The following is a 24,655-nucleotide window of genomic DNA, read 5'->3' as shown; positions in this document are numbered from 1 at the left end:
GACTGCTACCAAAATGCCTTAGCAGAAAGAATAAATGGGATCCTGAAACAAGAGTTCTTACTTGATAGGTGTAAGAATCTTGAGGAGCTTAAACGACTAGTAAAAGAGTCTATCAATATCTATAACAATATGAGGCCCCATCTCAGTCTCATGATGAAAACTCCAAATGAGGTGCATGAAAAAAGCCAACAGCTGGCGCTGTTGGCTTAGTAAAAAACTGTCAACGTATTTTAGGACGAGACACATCTCGAAGAACAATCTAATCTCAACGGAAGATTAAACAGTCTCCTCAGCCATCTCTTGCTCTGTTGATTTACCAACGAAGAACATACAGATGATTGCAGCAGTCGTTGGAAGCAACCAACCCATACCGATCTCAAACAGTGGCAGCATCTTAAGTGCAGACACGTCTACACCCGCTACTTTAGCGCCATCAATAAGAGCAAACAGCAGTGACACTAATACTACTACGCGGTAAGCCACTTTTGGATTAGGGAAACGGCTACGCAAGAATGTCAGAGCAACCAACGCGATAGCGACTGGGTACAATGCAAATAGTACTGGAACAGACAGAGAAATCAGTTGAGAAAGACCAACGTTTGCAACGGTTGCACAAGCCACACCGTTGATGATTACCCAAGTCTTGTAAGACAGAGGCGTTAGCGAGCTGAAGTAATCCGAACATGCTGACACAAGACCAATCGCAGTTGTTAGACACGCTAATAGTACGATCACAGAAAGCACTAGCTGACCAGAAGGACCAAACAACGATTGAACGTATAGGCTTAAGATAGCACCGCCATTGTCTGCACCGGCTGCTACTGTTGCACTTGTTGCGCCTAGGAAGAATAGAGAGATGTAAACAAACGCTAGACCCGCTGCGGCAATACAACCCGCGCTAATTAGGTACTTAGTCGTCGCAGCACGGTCAGTAATGCCCTTGCTACGAATCGCATCAACAATCAGCATACCAAACATCAAAGAAGCAAAAGTATCCATGGTGTTGTAGCCTTCAAGGAAACCTTTAGTCAATGGCTGAGTAATGTACTCACCGTGAGCCGCAAGAACATCACCTTGAGGGTTAACGAATACAGCAATCGCCAGTACAACCAAACCAACGAATAATACAGGTGTCAGTACCTTGCCAATGACGTCAATAAGCTTACCTTGCGACCATGAGAAGAACATCGCTACTACAAAAAATGCAATCGAAAAGAGAGTTAGGTGAGCTTGAGAGGCATCGATGAAGAAGGGTTTCACCGCCATTTCATAGGCAACAAGGCCAGTACGTGGTGCTGCAAATGCAGGACCGATAATGATAAAGATCAGCACAGCCATAATGGTTGCAGCTTGCTTAGGAAGATCTTTAGTTAAGTGACCCCAAGAGCCACCAGCCACAGCGACCGCGACGATAGTGATTAACGGCAGACCAACGGCAGTCAGCAGAAAACCAGACATCGCTGGAAGGAAGTGATCACCGGCTAATTGGCCAGCTAGAGGTGGGAAGATGATGTTACCCGCACCCAAGAAAAACGCAAAAAGCATGAAGCCCAATGCCATTATATCTGTTAGTTTTAGACTCTGTTTCACAGATAATCCTTAATTATATTTATGAGTTTATGTTGTGCTTACATGAATGTTACAGCTAAAAGCTGCCAATCAATCTATAAAATAGTCGCGCATAATGACGAAACACTTGGCTAGCTGCAAGTCACCACACAAAAACACCATATAAATTTGCATATGAGAACAAAAAGCAGTGGATTACACTGGCTATGGAAAAATAGTCGCAATTATAAACTAACCATAATTCACAACAATAGTTTACCAAGCAGAACATTGATTCATACAAGCGGTTAACATTAGAGCTAATCACTTAAAATATCTTGATACTCAGAACATTAATGAAAGACAAAACAGTGCAAACTAAAAGCTTCAATTTTAAGCAATTCTCAATTTACGGCGGGCAAAGCGGTATGCCAGTCAGTACCGATGGCGTGTTACTTGGCGCGTGGGTAAGCCTGCCACAAAGATCATGTGTACTCGATATTGGAACAGGAACAGGTCTGCTGGCCTTGATGGCTGCGCAGCGTTTTGAGGATGCTTCAATCTCTGCGATAGATATTGATCAACACGCCATTGATGCTGCCACTGTCAATATTGAGCAGTCGCCTTGGCAAAATCGTGTCTCGCTTCATCACGACAGTGTGTTATCGGCAAGCTTTCCACAGAAGTTTGATGCGATCATCTGTAACCCGCCCTACTTCAACTCTGGAGAACAGGCGCAGCAAAGCCAAAGAGCCACCGCCAGACACACCGACAGCTTGGATCACCTAGCGCTTGCTCAACGTTGTTTCGAGATCACAACCGAAGCCGCGACGGCCAGTTTCATCCTACCGACGCCTGAGGGGGAAGGTTTTATCAAGCTTGCCGAGCAATGTGGTTGGTATCTAGCAAAACGCCTTGATGTGAGAACAACAGACAAGAAACCGGCTAGCCGAATTCTATTTGAGTTATCTAAAGATCCTGCCTGCGAGCAAGATTTGCAGCGCGAATCGCTTACAATTCACCATCAAGGTGGTTATAGCGAAGCATTTATTGCGCTCACGAAAGATTTTTATCTCAAGATGTAGCAAATACCATGTGATCCTAATCACTAATGCTTCTATAATGTCCGACTACTCTTTTTTATCGTCTGCTTTTTGAGGCAGAAACATTTATTGCTTGTGGAGAAACAACAGTGATCAGAACCTTTGCAGAACTCGATCTAAACCAAGAGCTGCTTAAAGCAATTGACGAAATGGGCTACGAACGTCCAACACAGATACAAGCTGAAGCAATCCCACAAGCGTTAGATGGAAGAGACGTTTTGGCTTCTGCGCCAACAGGTACTGGTAAAACAGCATCATTTGTATTGCCAGCACTGCAATACCTACTGGATTTCCCACGTAAGAAATCTGGCCCTGCTCGTATGCTTATCCTGACGCCAACGCGTGAGCTAGCAATGCAGATCACCGAACAAGCACGTGAGCTTGCTAAATACACTAGCCTAAATATCTTCACGATCACGGGCGGTGTTATGTACCAAGAACACGCAGATATCTTAAGCACAACTCAAGATATCGTAGTAGCAACACCTGGTCGTTTGATGGAATACATTGAAGGCGAGCGTTTTGACTGTCGTGCAATTGAATGGCTAGTTCTAGATGAAGCCGACCGTATGCTAGACATGGGCTTTGGTCCTGTTGTTGACCGTCTGTCTGCAGAGTGTCGCTGGCGTAAACAAACTTTACTGTTCTCAGCAACGCTAGAAGGTAAAGGCATTGAAGGCTTCACTGAAGATCTACTTAAAAACCCAGCGGAGATCGATGCGAAATCATCACTTCGTGAGCGTAAGAAGATCACTCAGTGGTACCACCGTGCAGACACAGCAGAGCACAAGCTGAACATCCTAAAGCACGTCATCACAGAGCAAGCTGAGCGCAGCATCGTATTCTTGAAGACGCGTGATCGTCTAGGTGATCTACGAGCTCAACTTGAAAGCGCGCAAATCCCATGTGCATGGATCCAAGGTGAAATGCCTCAAGATCGTCGTAACAACGCGATTGCTCGTTTCCGTGACGGCTCTGTAAACGTACTACTAGCGACTGACGTTGCGGCGCGTGGTATCGACCTTCCAGACGTAAGCCACGTAATCAACTACGACATGCCACGTACTGCTGATGTATACCTACACCGTATTGGCCGTACTGCTCGTGCTGGTAAAAAAGGTAACGCGGTTTCTATCATTGAAGCGCACGATCAACTGATGATTGAACGTGTGGCTCGTTACACAGACGAACCAATCAAAGAACGCTTCATCGAAGGCATGCGCCCTACGCATAAGAAAGCGGCCGTGACTAAGAAAAAGAAGCCGAAGAAAGAAGATAAGAAAGCGGTAGAGAAACAAAAAATCGCGAAAAAGAAAAAAATCGCGAAGAAAAAGAAAGCAGCAAAGAAGAAATAATCTAACTGCTTCAACGATTCAATAAAAAGCCCCATGCAGTTCGCTGCATGGGGCTTTTCTCTATCTGGTTGGTATCTCGCCACAGAGCGTGACGACCATTAATCAATAACGTCTAGTTTTGCTCTTCACGCTTGAAGACTAACTCTTTCGCGTTCGACTCTTCTTCAACGAAGTAGTAACCCGCCGTATCAAACTGGGTCAACGCCTCGACCGAGTTGATCTTGTTCTCGATAATGTAGCGAGCCATCATGCCACGCGCTTTCTTCGCATAGAAACTGATCACCTTGTATTGACCGTTCTTACAGTCTTTGAATACAGGGGTAATCACTTGGCCATCCAAGCTCTTCGGCTTCACAGCTTTAAAGTATTCGTTAGATGCTAGGTTGATCAACACATTGTCGCCTTGAGCATTCAACGCTTCATTCAGCTTGTCTGTAATGATGTTGCCCCAGAACTGGTACAAGTTAGTACCACGAGCATTCGCCAAGCGTGTGCCCATCTCTAGACGGTAAGGCTGCATCAAATCTAACGGCTTAAGCAAGCCATATAACCCAGAAAGCATGCGCAGGTGATTTTGTGCGTAGTCAAAATCTTCATCCGATAGCGTCTCAGCATCTAAGCCAGTGTATACATCGCCCTTAAAGGCTAGGATTGCTTGGCGTGCGTTGTCTTGGGTAAAGGTCTCGCTCCACTGCTCAAAGCGCGCTACGTTCAACCCTGCGATTTTATCGCTCACCTTCATCAGTGCAGAAATATCGACTGGCGTCAGTTTACGGCACTCTTCAATCAGTTCAGCAGAGTGTTCAACAAACTCAGGCTGACTAAAGCGTTCAGTCGCTAATGGTGATTCGTAATCAAGTGTTTTGGCTGGAGAAACGACAACTAACATAACTTTACCCTAATCGGTTATCTAACTGGATGCTGCTAGAGTATAGAAAAAACATCAACTTGTCTTTATGACTCTTCCTATTACTTTGATAGGAAGAATGAGCTTCGATAGGGAGAATAAGCTTTGATAGACAGAATGAGACAAATGACAGGCAAAGAAAAAGGCTAAGGTCGAAACCTTAGCCTTTCTAATCATTTTAGGATGAGCGGTTTATCGCTCCAACAAGATTATTTCTTGTTGTTGTCCCAAATACCGTCTTCCAGTTGAGACTTAAGCTCAGGGAAGTCATTCGAATCGAATGTCGGTACTTTACCCGCGTCTAGTTGGCGGTTGTAGTCTTTCGCTAGCTTAATCACGATGCCTGATAGCAGGATAATCGCCACCAAGTTAACAATCGCCATTAGGCCCATCGATACGTCAGCCAGGGCCCATACCGTTGGTAGTGTCGCTAGAGAACCGAACATAACCATACCCAGTACAACAATACGGAACAGCACTAGGCCTTTCTTGTTGTTGTGCTCTAGGAAGATAAGGTTCGTTTCAGCGTACGAGTAGTTTGCAATAATTGAAGTGAAAGCGAAGAAGAAAATCGCTACCGCTACAAAGATGCCACCCCATTCGCCAACTTGTGCTGTTAGTGCACGTTGCGTTAGTTCGATACCCGTAACTTCACCGTGTGGTACATACTCACCAGACATCAGGATGATTGCTACTGTTGCTGAACAGATAACAATGGTATCCATGAACACGCCTAGCATTTGCACGTAACCTTGTGATGCTGGGTGTGGTGGGTAAGGCGTAGCAGAAGCTGCTGCGTTTGGCGCAGAACCCATACCCGCTTCGTTCGAGAACAAACCACGTTTGATACCGTTAATCATCGCTTGTGCGATTGCGTAACCTAGGCCACCCGCCGCTGCTTCTTGCAGACCGAATGCACTCTTGAAGATAAGAGCCAATACTTCAGGCACTTTCTCGATGTTCGCGAACATCACGTACATAGCGATCGCTAGGTAAGCCAATGCCATGATTGGAACGATGATTTCTGCAGTACGTGCAATCTTACGGATACCACCGAAGATAACGAATGCAGAGATAATTACGATACCAACACCAACGTAGCTACGCTCAAGGTCAAATGCTGTGTTCATTGCGCTTGCAATCGCGTTTGCTTGAACCGCGTTGAATACAAGACCGAATGCAATGATTAGGAAGATAGAGAATAGAACCCCCATCCAACGCATGCCTAGGCCTTTCTCCATGTAGTATGCAGGGCCGCCGCGGTAGTTACCGTCGTTATCACGCGTTTTGTATAGCTGTGCCAGTGTACTTTCAGCAAACGATGTTGCCATACCTAGCATGGCGATTAGCCACATCCAGAAGATAGCACCAGGGCCACCTGCGGTTAGAGCTACAGCAACACCTGCCATGTTACCCGTACCTACACGAGCAGCGAGACTAGTACAAAGAGCTTGGAAAGAAGAGATACCAGCACTGTCTGCTTTACGGCTGTTTCTCAGAACAGAGAACATGTGGCCGAAATGGCGGAATTGAATGAAGCCTAGTCGTACAGTGAAGTAGATACCCACACCAACCAGTAAGTAAACTAAGATAGATCCCCAAAGGAGATCGTTCATCAAATTGATTAAGTCTGTCACGTGAACCTCGTAATTGAGTTTAAGCACCGATCATGCTTCCTAGCCTTCCTCTAAATCGCCTATGCCAGTGTCAATGTTGTGTCGGCATTCGTTTTATATTTATTTGCTGCGATCTAGATTGTAAATGTCGCTTCATGCATCCATTTTACGTATCAGTGTATTTTTTGACGGGCGGATAATGCAGCGAGACGACTTAAAAATCAATATGCAAATGCATTTATATTAAAATGACATTTCACTAATAACACACCTTTTGTTAACACAACTTTCAACAATACAGCCCAATAAAAGTCACATTATCGGGACATAATATCAACAACAGCCACGGCTCCGCCCCAACAAGAACACCATCCCATAAAAATGACGTCAGCCTAGGTTTTACAAGGTATAGTGAAGATCTTCGTTTTTTTCTAGGCCAATGAGATCCCTATACCGCATAGCACTATGTGCACTTCAATGCATTATAGGCAAAACACTATTCCATTCGCACAATGAATTAACATTCAATAACCCCTAATTTAATCGTTTACTTAGGTTTGTTTGCTTGTTTTTTATACATAAAAAGTCCCTCAATGTGTGAGCATGCATAAAAAAACAGAACAAAAACTTCATAGATTTGAAACAAATGAGAAATAAATCAAGGTTATGGTGAACCTAAATATGATATTTAATGGTTCGTAAGAACTAGTCCCACGGAAGGAGATATGGCTTATGGATAGCTTTCAATTCGATGAAGTATCAGAACTAGAAATGCCTCGTGCAACTCAAAAAACACGCTCGAAACCACTTAAGCGTAAGTGGCGTGAAATCGAAGCCATCAACGATCGCAGGCAGCTTGAGAAAGAGCTAAGAGAGATGAATCTCGGTCTCGATTTTAGCCTTGACGATATAAAGCTTTAATCAGCACGATAAGAAATCAGATAGCAAAAGGCACCTATAAAGGTGCCTTTTTTATTGTTTAGACTATCGCATCCGTTCAAAGCGCCGCACTAAGAACTAATCAACTAATATAGAGGGAGTCTCAAACAGTCACCTCTTAATATAGAAGGCACTTCGAAATAGGTGTGACTCACTCTTAATATTAACTAAACGCACTCTTGCTCATTTTGTCGAACGCGAGCTGCGAGCTGGCGATATTGGTCAGCAATCGTGTCCCCAAAAACAGGGTCGTCTTCTGGTTGAAGCCACTGTGACTCAACCTCTTGCCAATCCTTAACCGTGAACGCCTCAACAATCATTGGTAGCACATGCTTCTCTTCATATTCCATGTGCTTTCTCTGAGCCTTAACAAACGCTTCAAGCTGCTCAATAAAGACTTGCTGAGGAACCACCGCATCTTGAAGGATCATATCGACCACGCCTAAAAAGTCCGCCGTTTTCTCAGAAAGCAATTGATGCTCTAACTCCAAGTCTTCAATCGCTTGATCACTGCCATATTGTTTAAGATAGTAGCGATAAATAACGTCTTCTTTAGGGTGATGCACTTTGTCCGAATGGTTCATCAGGTAATCAACCACCTCTGCGATCAAGCTATAGTTTATTTCTCGCTCTTGTTTTAGAAGCTCTAACTTATTGTTGAGTATCGCGAGCAAACGAGCCATATAGCCATGCTCTCGTCTTATCCTTTCAATCATCATAGTATTGCACTCCATTACACCCACTGTTTATAAGTGTATACGAAGATACTGATTTATGATTTGACCCGGCTCAGAAAACCACCAACCTACACTTCTGTTGGTAAACACCAGTCAATAGGTTGTTGATCCATAGAAGAAAGTAACTTGTTGGTTGTTGAGAAATGCTGACAACCGAAGAAGCCACGACGTGCCGATAATGGCGATGGGTGAGGTGCAACCAACACTTGATGTTTGTCTTCATCAATCGCTTGGCCTTTCTTCTGGGCGTGTGCGCCCCACAACAAAAAGATGATCGGTTCAGAACGCTGATTGAGCTCAGCAATCATGGCATCAGTAAAAGTTTCCCAACCACATTTCGCATGTGAGTGTGCTTTTGCCTCTTCTACTGTAAGAACGGTGTTCAACATCAACACCCCTTGCGATGCCCAAGAATCGAGATAACCGTGACTAGGAATCTCAAAGCCCTCTATATCTTGTGCAAGCTCTTTGTACATATTGCGTAGAGAAGGGGGGATTTTCACGCCAGGAAGGACTGAGAATGCTAAACCATGAGCTTGGTTAGCACCGTGATAAGGATCTTGCCCTAAGATAACTACTCGCACGGATTCGAAAGGCGTCATATCAAAGGCACTGAACACCTGATCTTGTGGCGGGTAGACGGTTTTCCCATTATTACGTTGCTGCTCAACAAACGCGAGGACACTCTGAAAGTACTCCTTGTCACGTTCATCATTAATAATGGATTCCCAAGTTTTTGGTGCGCTCATCGTTTTACTTCCCAATCATCAAGGTTTCTAGCGGCTTTCGCCAGACAAAAAAATAGCTGTATCGGCTAACTCTCCTAAATAAGGATCTAGTTATACCTCATACAGCTATCAATAAACATGATGTGTAGGGTTCACTTGTTGATGAATCATAATAATCAGTTCAAGTTGTGTTTATCTCGATTAACCACTTTTCTGTTGTGTACGATGGTGGCCATGGTTATGCACGTGACGGTTTGGTGTTGGTAAACGACTTGCGACAGCAACAGTTGAAGTTTGGGTGATTGAATACATAAAGGCACCTCCTCTAAGACATCGTGAACTACATATTCACTTTAATGTTATGAAAGAAAGGTGCCAATTTTTAGAAATAGACGGAAATAAATTTTCCCTTCTATTATTACGCTTCTTCGCTGACTACCGTTGCTGAGCGATGAAACATTCTAAGTTGTTGAATTTCCTCTTTCCAAATCGTCGAATCAATCGTTTCCAAGATAAGAGGGATACCATTAAAGCGAGAATCAGAAGCAATATACTCAAAACAATCCCAGCCAATTTCACCTTTTCCTAAAGAATGGTGTCGATCAACTCGACTCGCGAACTCAGCTTTTGAATCATTGATGTGCATTGCTCTTAGATAGTGCATACCCACAATGCGGTCGAACTCAGCAAAAGTATGCTCACACGCCTCTTTTGTACGTAAGTCATAGCCAGCAGTAAACGTATGGCAGGTGTCTAAGCACACGCCAACACGTGACTTATCTTCTACCTGCTCGATAATCTCAGCTAGATGTTCAAACTTCCAACCAAGGTTAGTGCCCTGCCCTGACGTATTCTCGATCACCGCGATTACGTCAGGTACAGCTTGATGAGCTAGGTTGATCGACTCGGCGATCTTAGCCAAACATTCGCTTTCTGAGATTTTCTTCAAATGACTCCCAGGGTGAAAATTCAAAAGCGTTAACCCAAGTTGATTACAACGCTCCATCTCATCAATAAAAGCCGCGCGTGATTTCTCTAGCTTCTCTTCCTCTGGTGCTCCTAGGTTAATAAGGTAGGAGTCATGAGGAAGAATGTGCTCAGCACCGAAGCCCAACATTTTGCAATTGGCTTTGAAGGCACTAATGGTTTTCGCTTCTAGCGGTTTTGCCGCCCACTGTCTCTGATTCTTGGTAAACAGTGCAAACGCATTGGCACCTATTTCACGTGCACGCATAGGCGCCTGATCAACACCACCAGCAGCCGACACATGAGCGCCAATAAACTTCATATTTGTTTCCGGTTTTGAGGATGAATTATTGTTTGTCATTAAATCACTTTACACTTTCATAATGCTTAATAAATAAAGGGTTGTATCGGTTGCTGTTCAATAAAAACACAACAAATGTAGTAAATTTACAACAAATACAACTGTTAAATATTTTTTATACTTTAAAATATTTTGTAATTACTTTGTTTTCAAAGGTTTTGTTGATTTACCTCAAGATAATCACCTTTGTAAAAATATGGTTTTTGGTTGTTTTTTGACTTAAATCAATGTTAACCTTACTAATATTAGGTATATATTACTCAGCTCAATAAAAATCGAAAGTTAACACCATAATCAAACCACATTCAGTGGACTAGGAGATAGTTATGATCCAAGGTATTCAAATTACTAAAGCAGCAAACGATGACCTACTAAACTCAATCTGGCTACTAGATAGCGAGAAGAATGAAGCTCGTTGTGTTGTTGCTACTGCAGGTTTCGAAGCTGACCAAGTTATCTCAGCTGCAGACCTAGGCGAGTACGAAAGCCGTGAAGTTGCAATCGAAGCAGCACCACGCATCGAAGGTGGCCAACACCTAAACGTTAACGTTCTTAAGCGTGAAACGCTAGAAGACGCAGTTGCTCACCCAGAGAACTACCCACAGCTAACTATCCGTGTATCGGGTTACGCTGTACGTTTCAACTCTCTAACAACTGAACAGCAACGTGACGTTATCGCACGTACGTTCACTGAGTCTCTATAATTTTTAGAGCTTAAATTAGAATACAAAAACGGCGCTCATTGAGCGCCGTTTTTATTTGTTCGAAAAACAAATGGACGTTACGGTTGAACTCGACGAAGCACTGCTTTTAGCGCTTCAAAATCGTTATCAAGATCTTCAGACAACAACTCCATTGCCGCGTGTTTTGCTAGCGGGCCTGGCAGTTCGATATCAGAACCTAGGATGTCATCAACCACTTCTTTGAATTTCGCTGGGTGTGCTGTACACAGGAACAAGCCAGTTTCATTCTCTTGCAATTGCTCTTCCAATAGACGGTAAGCAATCGCACCATGTGGTTCACATAGGTAACCTTGTGCTTTTAGGTCGCGAACTGACTCAGCGCTCTGCTCGTCAGATACTTTACCTTTGCCTAGTGTATCTAAGCCCCAACCTTTGAGTTGGCAAAGCTCTTCAATACGAGGCCAGTTATTTGGTTGGCTTACGTCCATCGCGTTCGATGTTGTCGCAACGGTCGGTTTTGGATCCCATTGACCTGTTTCTAGGTAGCGAGGAACCGTGTCATTTTCATTGGTTGCTGCGATGAAACGCTTAACAGGTAAACCTAGTGCTTTAGCCAATAGACCCGCCGTTAGGTTACCAAAGTTACCACTTGGTACAGAAATAACTAGGTTTTCACGTTGCTCTTTAGTCAGCTGAGAAGCCGCTTCAAAGTAGTAACAGATCTGAGCCATTAAACGGCTGATGTTGATAGAGTTTGCCGAGTTAAGACCAATCTCTTTACGCAGTTCAGCATCATCAAATGAGTCTTTAACCAGAGCCTGACACGCATCAAAGTCACCATCGATAGCGACAGTGTGAATGTTCTTACCCAGCGTACAGAAAAGCTTCTCTTGCAATGGGCTGATCTTGCCTTTCGGGTAAAGAATCACAACATTGATGTCTTCCATGCCGTAGAAAGCATGTGCGACCGCCGCACCAGTATCACCTGATGTTGCTGTTAAGATAGTGATTTGACCACCATCTGAAACGGCTGCTAAAGACTGAGCCATAAAGCGGCCACCGAAATCTTTAAACGCCAGTGTAGGGCCGTGGAAAAGCTCAAGCGCGTAAACGCCGTCTTTTACTTGGTTGATTGGTGCAGGGAATTGGAACGCTGCATCCACCATTTGGTCGATCTGTTCTTTTGGTAATTCATCGCCAATCAATGCTGACAGAATCTTTGAGCTACGAGGGACAAAGTCCTCTGCTAGCAGCGCATCGATATCATCAAACTTTGGTAGCTCAGATGGAAAAAATAGACCTTGATTACGACCTAAACCTTGACGAACGGCTTGGCCAAAAGAGACTTGCTCGTCATTTTCTTTGATGTTGTACAGCTTCATAACTCACTTCCTGTAACGATCGAACCTTGCTTATCTAGGCGACAAACGTGAACGAATCCTTCTTCATTTTGTACGTAATTTTGTTCTAACCAGCGTGCAACACGCTCGGCGACATCTTGTTCTTTGCAAATGCTAAATAGAGTTGGACCGCTACCGGAGATCCCAGTAGCCAGTGCTCCTGCTGAAGTGGCGTATTTACGCGCATCAGCAAACCCTGGAAGCAGTTTCTCACGATATGGTTCAGCAATCACGTCTTTGATCATCTTCGCTGCTAGCTCTGGCTGACCAGAGTGGCACGCGTGGATAAAACCCGCTAGATGACGGCCATGGGCAATCACATCCTGACGACGATATTGAGAAGGAAGAATTTCGCGAGCTTCAGCCGTTGAAACCTTAATACCCGGATACGCCATTACCCAATACCAGTCATCAAAACACGGTACTTCTTGGCTAATGATACCTAACTCTTCAAGCATTAACTGCACACCACCAAGGTAACATGGAGCAACGTTATCATAATGGATACCGCCTGAAATCTTACCTTCCATTTCGCCCATTAGAGCAAGCAGTTCAGTCTCATTCAGTGGCTGGCCATGAAAACGATTTAGCGCATCCAGTGCCGCGACAATTGAACATGCACTTGAACCTAGACCAGAACCAATAGGCATGTTCTTTTCGAGTGTCATTTCTAAAGGCTTTAGCGCAACGCCTTTTTTATCAAGCTCTCTAGAGAACACCACCCAGCAGTCATAGACGATGTTTTCTTTGGCTTCAGTCGGCAGCTTAGAAACAAAGCTGCCTGCTGTTTTTAGCGAGAATGATTCATCGCCTACTTTAACCATTACTCGGTCACCCAGCAGTGTGCCATCCACTGGAGACACAGCGGCCCCCAGCACATCAAACCCTACACTGACATTACCGATTGATGCAGGAGCATAAACGACAACATCCATATCACTTGAACTCATTCCTAAACTCCTAATTTCCAACCAAGAGTACGCATCACATCAGAGAATACGCCAGCTGCTGTTACTTCAGTACCCGCGCCGTAGCCACGTAGTACTAGAGGGATTGGTTGGTAGTAACGGCTGTAGAATGCTAATGCGTTCTCGCCATCTTTAATCTTGAACATTGGGTCATCGCCATCAACAGCAGCGATACGAACCTTACACTTACCTTCAGCGATTTCGCCAACATAACGAAGTACTTTGCCTTCTTCTGCTGCGATAGCCGACTGCTCTTGGAAGTAAGCATCCGCTTCTGGCAGACGAGCCATAAACTCTTCAACCGTGCCTGAGTCATCAAAACCTGGGGGCAGAGCTTGGTCAACTTCAACATCTTCAAGTTCAAGCGCCATGCCTGCTTCACGAGCAAGAATAAGCAGCTTACGCGCCACATCCATACCAGATAAATCGTCACGAGGATCCGGTTCAGTAAAGCCGTTATCTTTAGCAATATTGGTTGCTTGGCTTAGTGTCATACCTTCATCAAGTTTACCGAAGATGTAAGACAGTGAACCTGAAAGAATGCCGTTGAACTTCTCAAGTTCATCACCTGCAGAGATAAGGTTCTGAAGGTTTTCGATTACTGGTAGACCTGCACCTACGGTTGTTTCGTACATCAGCTTACGACGTGAGTTACGTGCAACTTCACGAAGCTGATGGTAGTAAGCCATGCTTGCTGTGTTTGCTTTCTTGTTTGGTGTTACCACGTGGAAACCAGCCGCTAGGAAATCAGCGTACTGCGCAGCAATATCTTCGCTAGACGTACAGTCAACCAATACTGGGTTGATGATGTGGTTACGTTGAACAAGAGCCGCTAAGCGAGCTAGGCTGAATTCTTCAGTCGCACTCGACATACGGTCACGCCACTGCTCTAACGGTAGACCATCGCTGTCTAGCAACAAACCTTTACTGTTTGCTAAACCACATACGCGAATCACGATGCCTTTTTCAGCCAATTTACCTTGCTGACGTTGGATCTGATCAACAAGTTCGCCACCAACGCCGCCAACACCCACAACGAATACGTCAAGGAAGTGCTTAGAGTTAAATAGGTTCTCGTGACACGCTTTGATTGCTTCAGAGATTTTATCTTCAGGGATAACCGCTGAGATAGCACGCTCAGATGACCCTTGAGCAATCGCAACAATGTTGACGTTCACTTCAGCTAAAGAAGAGAAGAACTGAGAAGCAACACCGCGTGAAGTACGCATACCGTCACCCACCAGCGTTACAATCGCTACGTCGTCCATGAACTCAACTGGCTCTAATAGACCATCTTTGAGCTCAAGTTCAAACGCGTCTGACAACACTTGTTTCGCTTTCACTTTGTCAGCCGATTCAATACAGAAGCTGATGCTGTACTCAGAAGACGATTGAGTAATAAGGACAATAGAAACGCCAGCCGAAGACATCGCGCCGAATACGCGACTTGCCATGCCAACCATGCCTTTCATACCAGGGCCTGATACGTTAACCATTGTTAGGTCACTTAGCGTAGTAATACCTTTAATTGCTAGGTTATCTTCGCCAGTGTCTTGACCAATCAAAGTACCCGCACCCTGTGGGTTAAAGCTGTTTTTGATCAGACAAGGAATATGGAATTGCGCGATAGGCGCGATAGTCTTCGGGTGCAGAACCGAAGCACCGAAGTAAGAAAGCTCCATCGCTTCTTGGTAGCTTAATGATTTAAGCAGACGTGCATCATCGACTAAGCGTGGGTCACAGTTGTAAACGCCGTCTACATCAGTCCAGATTTCACAGCAATCAGCACGTAGACATGCCGCTAGAACTGCCGCTGAGTAGTCAGAGCCATTACGGCCAAGTGTTACTAACTCACCTTTATCATTACCAGCAGTGAAGCCCGGCATGATGTTTACGTGACCTTTAGGAAGTGGCGATTGACGGAAGTTCTGAGTTGAAACATCCACATCGACCATAGCTTCAAGGTGATCACCTTTAGCGTATAGGTATTGAACTGGGTCAATCAGGCTTGCTGGTTGGCCTTTCGCTTCAAGTACCGCTTTCATCAACTGGATTGAGATTCGCTCACCTTTACTGATGATGCGAGCATTAACATGATTCGGGCACATACCCAGTAGGTTAATGCCGTTCACGAACTGTTTTAGCTGAGCAAGAGAAGTATCCACCTGCTCTTGGAACGCAGAACCGTCAATAGAAGGAACAACGGCTTGAATATCTGCAAACAGTGCAGCGAATGAGGATTCGATCTCTGTAATCTGTGCATCTGCTTCACCATTTTTAAGTGCAGCTTCAATTACAGCGACCAACTTATTGGTTGTTTTTCCTGGAGCCGATAGTACAACAGCTAGCTCTTCTTGCTGGGCATTATTAGCGATGATATCAGCCGCTCGTAAAAAACGATCTGCATCAGCTAATGATGAACCTCCAAACTTTAAAACGCGCATCCCTTTCTCCATAAGTCATAAAAATGGTACAAAAAAAGGCCTGTATCTTGTTGGATACAGGCCTTTTTTTTAAAATCCGTTACTTAGCAGCCTGCCCCAACAATGTTAATGTCGGTAATAATAATGGTTGTGGTCATTACTAGGTGGCTTACGTGCTGCATATCAAATTCTCTGCTTGTGCTTTACTCTACGTGTATCAATTTTTACCACTGGACGTCAATGAAAAGTTGCGTTTTTTTTACATTCGCACCGTTTTTCAGAGCAAACCGTCATTTAAGGGATAAAACACCCTGTATAAACCTTCACTTAAGATACTGGATTTACTCATTGAACAAGCAAGAGTGATCAATTGCATATATAGTCATAACAAAATGCTATATCGATTGTGCAGCGAACGCACAAGTTCTGTGCTTTAATTGAACGATAACGTTCGAAGAACAATAATAATGACATCAGGAGTGGGAAATGAAGAGATTACTTATTCTTTTGGCTTTTGCTATGCCTGTTGTTTGTTCAGCGAATAGTTTGCCTCTACTTCCTTCTCAAATAGATCGTTCTTCTCATAAATTTTTTATCTCCACACAAAACGCGTCAAGTGAAAGCTTCGATACTTGGAAAATAGACAGTGGCTATTCTTATAGCTTGTTTTCAGATGTGGATCTTTACGTGGGTACACGTATCAATAGTGCGGCACTGAAACAGGAAAGTGGATTCTTAAGTGGTGTCAGTTATCAGTTTTCAGAAAGAGTCTCTTTCAACAGTTCTTTACACACCTATAAAGATGAAACCGAAGACAATGAGAAATCGGTAGCCGCAGAGGTTTCCAGCCGAGTGCAACTGACTGATAATCTAGATTTGCATGCCACCCTTGACTATGAAGAGTGGCAGCAAGGTGTTGAAGTGGGATTAGGGTTTCGCTTTTAATCTCTTTCGCTTGTTCTTTATTTACTGATTAGTCCGAATTGAGCCCCAAGCTTTCAGCACATCACAAACCATTCCCCAATCTAATCTAACAACGGAATTAAATTTGAGTTAGTTACGACTCAATTAACAACTCAGATGAAATTAATACGCCATTCCAATCGGCATAAATATAGTCACCAGGCTGAATCAGTTGATTATGTATAGAGAGCGTAACATTCACTTGTCCGACGCCGCGTTTCTCGGTCTTGAATGGCGATGCACCCAGCGCCTGAACACCAAGGTCCATTTGCGACATCATGCCAACATCACGCACCGCACCGTTCACAATCACGCCTTCCCAACCATTCTCTATCGCGAGAATAGCGAGCTGATCGCCAAGCAGCGCCTTTTGGCATGAGCCATTTCCATCAACGACAAGCACTTTGCCACAGCCATCGGTCTCTAAAATCTCGCGAACCTTGGAATTATCGTGGTAACAACGAACTGTTACAATTTTTCCAAAGAACGCACCACGTTGACCGAAGTTCTGCAATGGCATGTTCAGTAGGGTGACTTCGCTTTCAAACTCATCACATAAGTCGGGTGTTATATCGTGCATATATCCTCCGTGAGTAAGGCGTTACCTGTTTAGTCAGGCTAACCTCTATGCTTTTATATGTTATTAAAATTAATCCTTTGTTTTCATTGCTCTATGCTCAATTTATTACTCAATAAAAGTTGATTGAGCATATTTATCTACTAGACTCTTAGGACAGCTTTCAGCTTCCTTGGTTCATAATCCGGTCTTTAGCAGGCAAGATGTGCGAAACATCTCGAATAATCATTCTTGTTTTGGTGCTAAATAATCACCATAACATTGGTTAAGTTGTAGCCATACTATTAAAGTTTGTTGCGATACGGCAATTGATGTAAATCAACAAAGTGAATGGAATTAACATTCTCGCGTTGTTAGCATGCTGTTAACATTATAGAATCCTCTCCAATCACTAAAAGAATGATTGAAAGGCGTACTGGATCTACGTTATTGGGCAATACTTCAAGGAAGGCAGATAGCTGGAAGTAAGTGTTTTTTTGAAAACTTTAAGTTATCATCAAAAATACATTACCTGTATGTTATGTTTTTGCCTAGAATTTATTCTATTAGCACAGTTTCGTCACAAATTTAGGTACCGCCAAATGCAAACCCCGCAGATTCTTATCGTTGAAGATGAGCAAGTAACTCGTAACACTCTAAAGAGTATTTTTGAAGCAGAGGGATATGCTGTTTTTGAGGCTAGCGACGGTGAAGAGATGCACCAAGTGCTATCTGACAACCAAGTTAACCTTGTAATTATGGACATCAACCTTCCAGGTAAGAATGGCCTACTACTTGCGCGTGAACTACGTGAGCAAGCAAACGTAGCGCTTATGTTCTTAACTGGTCGTGATAATGAAGTTGATAAGATCCTTGGCCTAGAGATCGGCGCTGATGACTACATCACGAAGCCTTTCAACCCTCGTGAACTGACTATCCGTGCACGCAACCTTCTTAACCGTTCAATGAGCACAAGCTCTGTTCAAGAAGAAAAGCGTAGCGTTGAAAAGTATGAGTTCAACGGTTGGGTACTAGATATCAACAGTCGTTCTCTGGTTAGCCCAGATGGCGAAGGCTACAAGCTACCTCGTTCAGAGTTCCGTGCTCTACTTCACTTCTGTGAGAACCCAGGTAAGATCCAAACACGTGCAGACCTTCTTAAGAAGATGACTGGTCGTGAGCTTAAGCCACACGATCGTACTGTAGACGTAACAATCCGTCGTATTCGTAAGCACTTTGAATCTGTTTCTGGTACGCCAGAAATCATCGCAACGATTCACGGTGAAGGCTACCGCTTTTGTGGTGACCTAGAAGACTAATTCGATTCGCGTTTCGAGTCGTTTAGCACTTAGTGTTTGAACAGTAGAAGCGCAATCAATAGTTATTAAAAAGGGAGAATGCCAACGCATTCTCCCTTTTTTGTTGTTCATTGTTCGCTAAGGTTTAGTAAACCGTATCAACCTTAACGTCTTTCTCTACTAGCCACTTCACGGTTTCACCATCTTTCAGTTCAACCGCCACATCAACAGGCTTGTCGCTGTCGATCTCTAGTTGCCACACAAAAGCGACTTCCCATTGAGTTTCGCTATGTGTTCTTAAATCAAGATCGTCAGCTGTTACCAATAAGGTGTCTGCACCCTGTTTAACGGTAACACTCTCAACCGCAAGCGTTGCTGGCAGTTGTGAGTCTGACTCTAGGTAGATTGCACCATGCAGAGTCTTATCTTGGGTCTCTCCAATCGTTGGCATCTTGTTGTGCCAAAGGTTGCTTTTCATTGTGACTGTTGCTGCAGATACTTCTACTTGATTATCTTGCTGCCATTCTACTTGGGGCGTAGAACAACCCGCTAATGCCACTACACATGCGGCGAATGCTAATTTTTTCATTCTTCTTCTACCTTTGATTTAACCAACTCTTTAAGACTTCAATGTCATTCTGGTATTCGTTATTAATCTCATCGACCCAATCTGAAATGTTTTCCCACCAAGCTGGTAGGTCAGGAGATTGAGCTTTCTGAGCAACTTGTTGAATGCGTTTCAGGCCGATAGAACCTGCTGCACCTTTAATTTTATGTGCTTCAGAAACGATACTGGCTTTATCTTTCGCGACCATGTTGGAGTTCAATATTTCCATATACTCCGGCATCATATCTTCAAACATCACGATGCTATCCAAAACCGGTTTTGGTCCAACAATGTCAACATAAGACTCTAGCATATCAATATCAAGCAAAGTGGTATCAATAGCTGAAAGAACAGACTTAGTGGCGTCGACTTTCTCAATGCTTTCAACCTTCTCCGTACCCGCTACTTTCTCAATTACCTCTGGCGCATCTTCGATCAGCTCGCTGATGACATCTTGAATAGCTCGAACTGACAAAGGTTTGCTGATCGCTTCGTCCATGCCTTTCTGGAAATACTCTTGCTTGTTGCTTAACACGTTGGCAGTTAATGCCACCAAAGGCGGTAGTTGGCTGTATTTCTCGCGGTAGTATTGAGCAATATCGAAACCTGTCATGTCTGGCAGTTGGATATCTAACAGTACCAAGTCATAGTCTTCCGGGTTGAAAGCAATCTGAGCCTCTTTACCCGTCATTACTACGGTCACCTCATGACCCAGACTTTCAAGTAGAGAGCGAGCCACTGTGATATTGAGTTCAATATCTTCAACCATGAAGATCTTAAGATTCGACTGCTTTCTTGGCGTTTTGATCAGTGCCTGAGTATCGTGATTCACTGGAACTCGAATCGAAACCGTAAAGGTGCTACCAAAGCCCTCTTCACTGGTGACTTCAATGTGGCCATCCATCATATTGATCAGCTGCTGTGAGACCGCGAGGCCAATGCCCGTGCCGACAGCGTGCAAGTTGTCCGTGCCCGATTTCACCTGATAGTACATCGCGAAGATCTTCTCGATTTCACTTTCAGGGATACCAATCCCGGTGTCTTCTACTTCCATCGTTATGTTGGCAAAGTCGCCATCAATGTCGGCGCTGACTGTCATCACCACACCACCATCTTTGGTGAACTTCATCGCGTTGCTGACAAGGTTCCACAATACCTGTCTAAGACGAGTACCATCCACCTCAACAGCAGCTGGAAGATCAGACAATCTTTCTAGATCGAACCTTAGTCCTTTCTGCTCTGCCATTAACGCAGAAATACTCTCGATCTCGACAACGAAATCTTCAAAATTGATAGGGGTTGGGAAGAGCTCAAGCTTACGGCGGTCGAACTTATCCATGTCGATAATATCGTTAAAGATATTACCCAATGTCACTGCGCTTACCTTAATGGTTTGCATCTGCTTACGCTGCTCGGTCGTTAGTTGGCTATCCAACAACATGCGGCTCAAGCCGATGATGCCATTGAGCGGTGTTCTTAACTCGTGGCTAATGGTTGAGATAAAGGTGGTCTTATCGCGGCTAGCTTTTTCTAACGACTCTTGATGCTCTTTACGTTCAGTAATATCGCGACCAAAACCGACTAAACCCAAGTGACGGCCATCTTTGCTATAGAAAGGAACTTTACGCAGTTCGAAGTAACTCTTACGTCCGTCAGGGTATTCAAGCCATTGGTCATAGGTCAGCGCTTGGTTATCAGAAAAGACTTTCTTATCGGTTTCAACAACTTGCTGGGCTACCTCTTTACTGTAGACATCCCAAGGAGTCAAACCAACCAGCTCTTTTTCTGTTTTGCCGGTGAGCTCTTCTACAGCACGGTTACAACCAGAGAACACACCATCTTCATTACGATAGTAAATAAGGTCAGGAGAAGCATCAATAAATGAACGTAGCAGTGCCGTACGTTCTGCAAGTTCAAGCTGAGTTCGCTCACGTTGAAACACCTCGTTCTCAAGGTCGTGCATCGCTTCTGCACGCGCTTCTTCCGCTTTTTCACGCTCTTCAATTTCTTGATTAAGCTTCTCAATATTGAGCTGCAGTTTATTGTTGAGCTCTTGGTCTCGCTCACGCATGTCGCCAAGTTTAGAGACCAGTTTCGCTAACCTTTGACGAGACTCTTCCAGCTGATCAACGACTACAGATAGGAAGTAAACCGCCCAAGGCGTTATCACTAAACCAAAGAAAACTGAACGGACAATATCGATATCATCAACATTACCTTTGAGTGCGAGGGTGATACCGACTTGCACAACAACAGCGAGGGCAACAAGCGCTAGGGCGAGTAAGATAGAAAAGCGGACAATCCCCAGCTTTACGAGTAGATCCACGTAATACTGGGCAAGATTTTTCATGGGTTTCATTTAACGCTCCATGCGATAAGACTAGCAACATTCTACCCTGTTTGAAGATAGGAGGTAAGCTAGCTACATCACACGCAGCAAGAGATCAGCGGCAATATCGAAGGTTAATCCAATTAATATAAATACCGAACAACCAAAACAGACGAAGGTGGGAAAATCACCGATTTTATAGAGTTAGCAAATTGAGGATGGGTGCACCATAGAACGGTTTCGACCGTCAGACTTTGCTTGATACAGAGCACTGTCAGCCAAAGCAACGGCCGACTCCATCTCGTCATCAGGTTTCGGAATGTAAGAGACAATACCAATACTCACGGTGATGAATTCAGAGACCGTCGACTTCTCATGCGCAAGTTCCAACTTTAGGACTTCGTCATGAATACGCTGCGCCACCAGCTGAGCACCTTCGGTCGTTGTATTCGGCAGAATAAAGCCGAATTCTTCACCACCATAACGAGCTACACAGTCCGATGAACGATTCAACACCTGCTTAAATGCCTGAGAAACTTGGACCAAGGCATCATCACCTTGCTGGTGTCCGTAATAGTCGTTGTAGCCTTTAAAGAAATCGATGTCACACAGCATGATCGTCAGCGGTAACTTCTCACGCACATGATAATGCCACAGTGTCGAGAGCTGTTCATCGAAACGACGTCGGTTAGAAACTTTAGTCAGGCTATCCATAAAGCTGAGGCGTTCAAGTTCAAGGTTGGCTTCTTCAAGCTTTTGTTCTGCTAGATAACGCTCTGTAATATCACGCGCCATGATCAACACACCATTAGTGCTCGATGCTGGATCTCTAAACGGTGATTTGACTACATCATACCAAGTAAATGCTCCATCACTTGAGACCACTTTGTCGATATAACGCAGCGATTTACTTTGATGAAGCACTTGATGATCGGTTTCTGATATTCGCGTATAGATACTATGTGGCACCACATCTTGTAAGCGTTTACCGATCAAGTCACTCACTTCAGAGATACCTAGCGCAGCCACAAATGGCTTATTACACGCTTGATAAACCATGTTTTCATTAAAGATGCCAATCGAGTCTGGGCTGGCCTCCAAGATGTTTTGCAAGATGGTGTCACGCTGCGCAAGTGCCACTTCGGTATCTTTTCGCTTCTCCATTTCGCCACGAAGCTGCTGCTGCATGTCATGCCAATCGGTCACATCATGGCTAATAGAGAGCGTACCTATGGTTGATCCATCTTGTGAGAGCAAGACACTTTGGTAGGTTTCAAGCAAGCAGCTTTTTCCATCTTGATCTGTAGTCCAAGAGCGTTCACTTACACGACCTTTTAATACTCCACCAGAAACACTCAGGGTGCCCTCTTCAGCACGACCATGCCAAAACTTTTTAAACGAGCGATTACTCGTCACTAACTGATCTTTCTGATCTTTCACGTAGATCAACTCAGACAAAGAATCCAAAGCGGTACGAGCAACATTCAACTCTCGAACTTCTTGGGACATTTCTTCGTTAGTATTCTTATAAGGTGAAGCATGAATCATCCAAGCCTGCTTATTTCTAAAATGAACCTTACGACCGACTAAGTTGATCTTAAACGACTCAAATTCAGAAAGCGCCCACAGGGAGACCTGCTCGAAGGCTCGAGAGTTGATGTGATTGGTTAAGTAGTGGCGAAAGCTATTCTCGCTTTCAACGGTAGGGAATCGAAAGTTAACACCAATTTGTCGAATACCAAGCAACTGCATTGCTTGGCGATTGGCATAGAGTATTTCGCCACTTCGAACATCAACAAAGTAGAGTGGCGACGGGGTAGCAAGTAGAAGCGTTTCGATATGCGATTGATAACGAGAATAGAGATGCCAGCAGATGAGAGCAATCAGCAATACAACAACGATATAAATACCGTAGCCATACGCCCTGTCCCACAACCAAGTCATTACCAGTTCCATCTGCTCTCAATCTATACCATAAAATCTGTGAGGGAAATGTTACCACTATTTGTTGGTTTTATCTGCTGTTACCTACAGTCACCCATTTCTATTAATTGGCTGCGTTTAAAACAGGCAACGTGTACTCGAATGCAGAGCCAGTTTTGATGCCTTGAGCACCGGTTTTATCGAGCGAACGGCCTATTTCAGTCATCGCTAACCAGCGGTTCTCACACCATAAAGGAGAAAGTAACGTTGGCCGTCTCGCCGCTGAAGAAACACGGTGATAAACCACGTCCGCAGGCGTGCGTTGAATGATCTCACTCGCGATATCGATGTACTCTTCAAGGCTTGGGGCTTCTAGCTTTCCGGCTTTCCACGCCTTAGCCATGGTACTGCCCTCTACTATATGCAGGCCGTGCAGCTTAATACCATCAGTGCCAACCGCTAATACCTTGTCTAAGGTTTCAAGGTTATCCGGCTTAGTCTCTTTTGGTAGACCAACAATCAGGTGGGTACACACCTTGATGCCTAAAGCGCGTGCACGCTGGGTGATCGTTTCATACACCGCAAAGTCGTGTCCGCGGTTAATTCGCTTGAGGGTTTTATCATTGGCGGTTTGCAGGCCAAGCTCGAGCCAAATCTCATAGCCTTGTTTAACGTAACCCGCTAACAGATCCAACACCGCATCAGGCACGCAGTCTGGTCTTGTGCCAACACAAAGGCCGACGATCTCTGCACCAGGTGCTTTTAACGCCTCTTCATACATATTCTTAAGCACTTGTACCTCAGCATAAGTGCTGGTGTACGCCTGAAAGTAAGCCAGATACTTCTTGGCACGAGCAATCTCACCCGCGCGATCTTTTAACTGGTCAGCAATACTTTGAATTTGAGTTTGTTCATCGGCAAAGGAAGCCACGTTACAAAACGTACAACCTCCACGACCAATGGTCCCGTCTCGGTTTGGGCAGCTGAAACCACCGTGAAGCGTCAGCTTGTGGACTTTCTCGCCATAACGGCGTTGAAGGTCTTGGCCGATAGTATTGACCAACTCGTGTAATTGCATATTTTCAAAGCACTCAAGTAAATAAGAATGAATATCAGTCTTTTTTTGAAAAAAAATTACATCCCTGCAAAATTCGACCAATTAGTTTACTCAAGGCTTTTTGCGAGCAACCTAACAAATATCAATAAACATGCAAAAAATCGGCTCTATTTGCCTAATGTTGCACA

The 24,655-nt window shown here is 44.3% G+C and carries 21 protein-coding genes, 1 pseudogene and 1 other annotated feature; of the genes and pseudogenes, 8 read left to right on the top strand and 14 right to left on the bottom strand.

Annotated features, from left to right (window positions below; genetic code table 11):
• The coding region (locus CWO08_RS11100; protein ID WP_146161759.1) for an integrase core domain-containing protein at positions 1-210 on the top strand (210 nt) is incomplete at its 5' end.
• A 66-nt stretch (positions 211-276) separates the two neighbouring features.
• On the opposite strand, the gene brnQ is transcribed toward CWO08_RS11100, so the two are convergent.
• Positions 277-1,590: a branched-chain amino acid transport system II carrier protein gene (gene brnQ, locus CWO08_RS11095; protein ID WP_061019034.1), complete on the bottom strand. Its 1,314-nt coding sequence runs from the start codon at positions 1,588-1,590 to the stop codon at positions 277-279.
• 314 nt (positions 1,591-1,904) lie between these two features.
• Between brnQ and CWO08_RS11090 the strand changes: the two genes are divergently transcribed.
• Positions 1,905-2,633, top strand: a complete 729-nt coding sequence (locus CWO08_RS11090) for a tRNA1(Val) (adenine(37)-N6)-methyltransferase (protein WP_048662677.1) — start codon at positions 1,905-1,907, stop codon at positions 2,631-2,633.
• Between the two features lie 107 nt (positions 2,634-2,740).
• The gene (gene srmB / locus CWO08_RS11085) at positions 2,741-4,006 is read left to right on the top strand and encodes an ATP-dependent RNA helicase SrmB (RefSeq protein ID WP_017059323.1); all 1,266 of its coding nucleotides are present in this window, start codon (positions 2,741-2,743) and stop codon (positions 4,004-4,006) included.
• A gap of 112 nt (positions 4,007-4,118) precedes the next feature.
• Here srmB and yaaA read toward each other — a convergent pair whose 3' ends face one another.
• Entirely contained in the window at positions 4,119-4,895 is a 777-nt protein-coding gene (gene yaaA / locus CWO08_RS11080; protein ID WP_102432245.1) for a peroxide stress protein YaaA, read from the bottom strand.
• A gap of 227 nt (positions 4,896-5,122) precedes the next feature.
• Entirely contained in the window at positions 5,123-6,550 is a 1,428-nt protein-coding gene (locus CWO08_RS11075) for a sodium:alanine symporter family protein (RefSeq protein ID WP_032545312.1), read from the bottom strand.
• 711 nt (positions 6,551-7,261) lie between these two features.
• On the opposite strand from CWO08_RS11075, the gene CWO08_RS11070 reads away from it, so the two are divergent.
• Positions 7,262-7,450: a DUF3545 family protein gene (locus CWO08_RS11070; RefSeq protein ID WP_008224353.1), complete on the top strand. Its 189-nt coding sequence runs from the start codon at positions 7,262-7,264 to the stop codon at positions 7,448-7,450.
• 185 nt (positions 7,451-7,635) lie between these two features.
• On the opposite strand, the gene CWO08_RS11065 is transcribed toward CWO08_RS11070, so the two are convergent.
• From CWO08_RS11065 to nfo, 3 genes are all read right to left on the bottom strand, one after another.
• Complete coding sequence (locus CWO08_RS11065) at positions 7,636-8,187, bottom strand: hemerythrin domain-containing protein (protein WP_048658054.1); 552 nt, start codon at positions 8,185-8,187, stop codon at positions 7,636-7,638.
• An 86-nt stretch (positions 8,188-8,273) separates the two neighbouring features.
• Positions 8,274-8,954: a uracil-DNA glycosylase gene (ung, locus tag CWO08_RS11060; RefSeq protein WP_057621958.1), complete on the bottom strand. Its 681-nt coding sequence runs from the start codon at positions 8,952-8,954 to the stop codon at positions 8,274-8,276.
• A gap of 397 nt (positions 8,955-9,351) precedes the next feature.
• On the bottom strand, positions 9,352-10,260 hold the full coding sequence (gene nfo / locus CWO08_RS11055) for a deoxyribonuclease IV (RefSeq protein WP_048658052.1): 909 nt from the start codon (positions 10,258-10,260) through the stop codon (positions 9,352-9,354).
• 326 nt (positions 10,261-10,586) lie between these two features.
• Between nfo and grcA the strand changes: the two genes are divergently transcribed.
• Positions 10,587-10,964 (top strand): autonomous glycyl radical cofactor GrcA, encoded by a 378-nt coding sequence (grcA, locus tag CWO08_RS11050; RefSeq protein WP_017059315.1) that lies wholly within the window; start codon positions 10,587-10,589, stop codon positions 10,962-10,964.
• Between the two features lie 77 nt (positions 10,965-11,041).
• On the opposite strand, the gene thrC is transcribed toward grcA, so the two are convergent.
• From thrC to thrA, 3 genes are read right to left on the bottom strand one after another with little or no spacing between them, the layout of a single operon-like run.
• Positions 11,042-12,325, bottom strand: coding sequence for a threonine synthase (thrC, locus tag CWO08_RS11045; RefSeq protein WP_017059314.1), 1,284 nt, complete (start codon positions 12,323-12,325; stop codon positions 11,042-11,044).
• Complete coding sequence (thrB, locus tag CWO08_RS11040) at positions 12,322-13,278, bottom strand: homoserine kinase (RefSeq protein ID WP_102480910.1); 957 nt, start codon at positions 13,276-13,278, stop codon at positions 12,322-12,324. The genes thrC and thrB overlap by 4 nt, the downstream gene beginning before the upstream one ends.
• A gap of 17 nt (positions 13,279-13,295) precedes the next feature.
• Positions 13,296-15,755: a bifunctional aspartate kinase/homoserine dehydrogenase I gene (gene thrA, locus CWO08_RS11035; protein ID WP_108020432.1), complete on the bottom strand. Its 2,460-nt coding sequence runs from the start codon at positions 15,753-15,755 to the stop codon at positions 13,296-13,298.
• Positions 15,756-15,784: 29 nt separating this feature from the next.
• Positions 15,785-15,903, bottom strand: a sequence feature (Thr leader region).
• A 317-nt stretch (positions 15,904-16,220) separates the two neighbouring features.
• Between thrA and CWO08_RS11030 the strand changes: the two genes are divergently transcribed.
• The gene (locus CWO08_RS11030) at positions 16,221-16,679 is read left to right on the top strand and encodes a hypothetical protein (RefSeq protein WP_048662672.1); all 459 of its coding nucleotides are present in this window, start codon (positions 16,221-16,223) and stop codon (positions 16,677-16,679) included.
• A gap of 112 nt (positions 16,680-16,791) precedes the next feature.
• Here CWO08_RS11030 and CWO08_RS11025 read toward each other — a convergent pair whose 3' ends face one another.
• Positions 16,792-17,277, bottom strand: coding sequence for a putative 4-hydroxy-4-methyl-2-oxoglutarate aldolase (locus CWO08_RS11025; protein WP_048658048.1), 486 nt, complete (start codon positions 17,275-17,277; stop codon positions 16,792-16,794).
• Between the two features lie 47 nt (positions 17,278-17,324).
• Between CWO08_RS11025 and CWO08_RS24375 the strand changes: the two are divergent.
• Both CWO08_RS24375 and arcA read left to right on the top strand, forming a co-directional pair.
• Positions 17,325-17,426: pseudogene (locus CWO08_RS24375) on the top strand (ribonuclease activity regulator protein RraA); the annotation flags it as partial.
• Between the two features lie 429 nt (positions 17,427-17,855).
• Positions 17,856-18,572 (top strand): two-component system response regulator ArcA, encoded by a 717-nt coding sequence (gene arcA / locus CWO08_RS11020; protein WP_004741534.1) that lies wholly within the window; start codon positions 17,856-17,858, stop codon positions 18,570-18,572.
• Positions 18,573-18,696: 124 nt separating this feature from the next.
• Here the strand turns inward: arcA and CWO08_RS11015 are convergent, their stop codons facing one another.
• From CWO08_RS11015 to CWO08_RS11000, 4 genes are all read right to left on the bottom strand, one after another.
• Complete coding sequence (locus CWO08_RS11015) at positions 18,697-19,140, bottom strand: hypothetical protein (RefSeq protein WP_048658047.1); 444 nt, start codon at positions 19,138-19,140, stop codon at positions 18,697-18,699.
• A 7-nt stretch (positions 19,141-19,147) separates the two neighbouring features.
• Positions 19,148-21,517, bottom strand: a complete 2,370-nt coding sequence (arcB, locus tag CWO08_RS11010) for an aerobic respiration two-component sensor histidine kinase ArcB (protein ID WP_102478685.1) — start codon at positions 21,515-21,517, stop codon at positions 19,148-19,150.
• A gap of 174 nt (positions 21,518-21,691) precedes the next feature.
• Positions 21,692-23,443 (bottom strand): diguanylate cyclase domain-containing protein, encoded by a 1,752-nt coding sequence (locus CWO08_RS11005; RefSeq protein WP_102432150.1) that lies wholly within the window; start codon positions 23,441-23,443, stop codon positions 21,692-21,694.
• A 91-nt stretch (positions 23,444-23,534) separates the two neighbouring features.
• Positions 23,535-24,488: a TIGR01212 family radical SAM protein gene (locus tag CWO08_RS11000; protein ID WP_102432151.1), complete on the bottom strand. Its 954-nt coding sequence runs from the start codon at positions 24,486-24,488 to the stop codon at positions 23,535-23,537.
• Positions 24,489-24,655 lie beyond the last annotated feature (167 nt).

Source organism: Vibrio sp. 10N.286.48.B8 (genome assembly GCF_003050085.1).
GTDB classification, from domain to species: Bacteria; Pseudomonadota; Gammaproteobacteria; order Enterobacterales; family Vibrionaceae; genus Vibrio; species Vibrio crassostreae.
The sequence above is the reverse complement of the archived record's forward strand: the minus strand, read 5'-3'. Positions and strand labels throughout refer to the sequence as shown.

Bases quoted from the DNA above. Each gene is read 5' to 3' on its own strand.
- CWO08_RS11005 (WP_102432150.1), bottom strand. From the start codon at position 23,443: ATGGAACTGGTAATGACTTGGTTGTGGGACAGGGCGTATGGCTACGGT.
- thrC (WP_017059314.1), bottom strand. From the start codon at position 12,325: ATGAAGCTGTACAACATCAAAGAAAATGACGAGCAAGTCTCTTTTGGC.
- arcA (WP_004741534.1), top strand. From the start codon at position 17,856: ATGCAAACCCCGCAGATTCTTATCGTTGAAGATGAGCAAGTAACTCGT.
- arcB (WP_102478685.1), bottom strand. From the start codon at position 21,517: ATGAAACCCATGAAAAATCTTGCCCAGTATTACGTGGATCTACTCGTA.
- thrA (WP_108020432.1), bottom strand. From the start codon at position 15,755: ATGCGCGTTTTAAAGTTTGGAGGTTCATCATTAGCTGATGCAGATCGT.
- ung (WP_057621958.1), bottom strand. From the start codon at position 8,954: ATGAGCGCACCAAAAACTTGGGAATCCATTATTAATGATGAACGTGAC.
- yaaA (WP_102432245.1), bottom strand. From the start codon at position 4,895: ATGTTAGTTGTCGTTTCTCCAGCCAAAACACTTGATTACGAATCACCA.
- CWO08_RS11030 (WP_048662672.1), top strand. From the start codon at position 16,221: ATGAAGAGATTACTTATTCTTTTGGCTTTTGCTATGCCTGTTGTTTGT.
- grcA (WP_017059315.1), top strand. From the start codon at position 10,587: ATGATCCAAGGTATTCAAATTACTAAAGCAGCAAACGATGACCTACTA.
- CWO08_RS11065 (WP_048658054.1), bottom strand. From the start codon at position 8,187: ATGATGATTGAAAGGATAAGACGAGAGCATGGCTATATGGCTCGTTTG.
- CWO08_RS11070 (WP_008224353.1), top strand. From the start codon at position 7,262: ATGGATAGCTTTCAATTCGATGAAGTATCAGAACTAGAAATGCCTCGT.
- nfo (WP_048658052.1), bottom strand. From the start codon at position 10,260: ATGACAAACAATAATTCATCCTCAAAACCGGAAACAAATATGAAGTTT.
- CWO08_RS11000 (WP_102432151.1), bottom strand. From the start codon at position 24,488: ATGCAATTACACGAGTTGGTCAATACTATCGGCCAAGACCTTCAACGC.
- CWO08_RS11090 (WP_048662677.1), top strand. From the start codon at position 1,905: ATGAAAGACAAAACAGTGCAAACTAAAAGCTTCAATTTTAAGCAATTC.
- CWO08_RS11025 (WP_048658048.1), bottom strand. From the start codon at position 17,277: ATGCACGATATAACACCCGACTTATGTGATGAGTTTGAAAGCGAAGTC.
- thrB (WP_102480910.1), bottom strand. From the start codon at position 13,278: ATGGATGTTGTCGTTTATGCTCCTGCATCAATCGGTAATGTCAGTGTA.
- CWO08_RS11015 (WP_048658047.1), bottom strand. From the start codon at position 19,140: ATGAAAAAATTAGCATTCGCCGCATGTGTAGTGGCATTAGCGGGTTGT.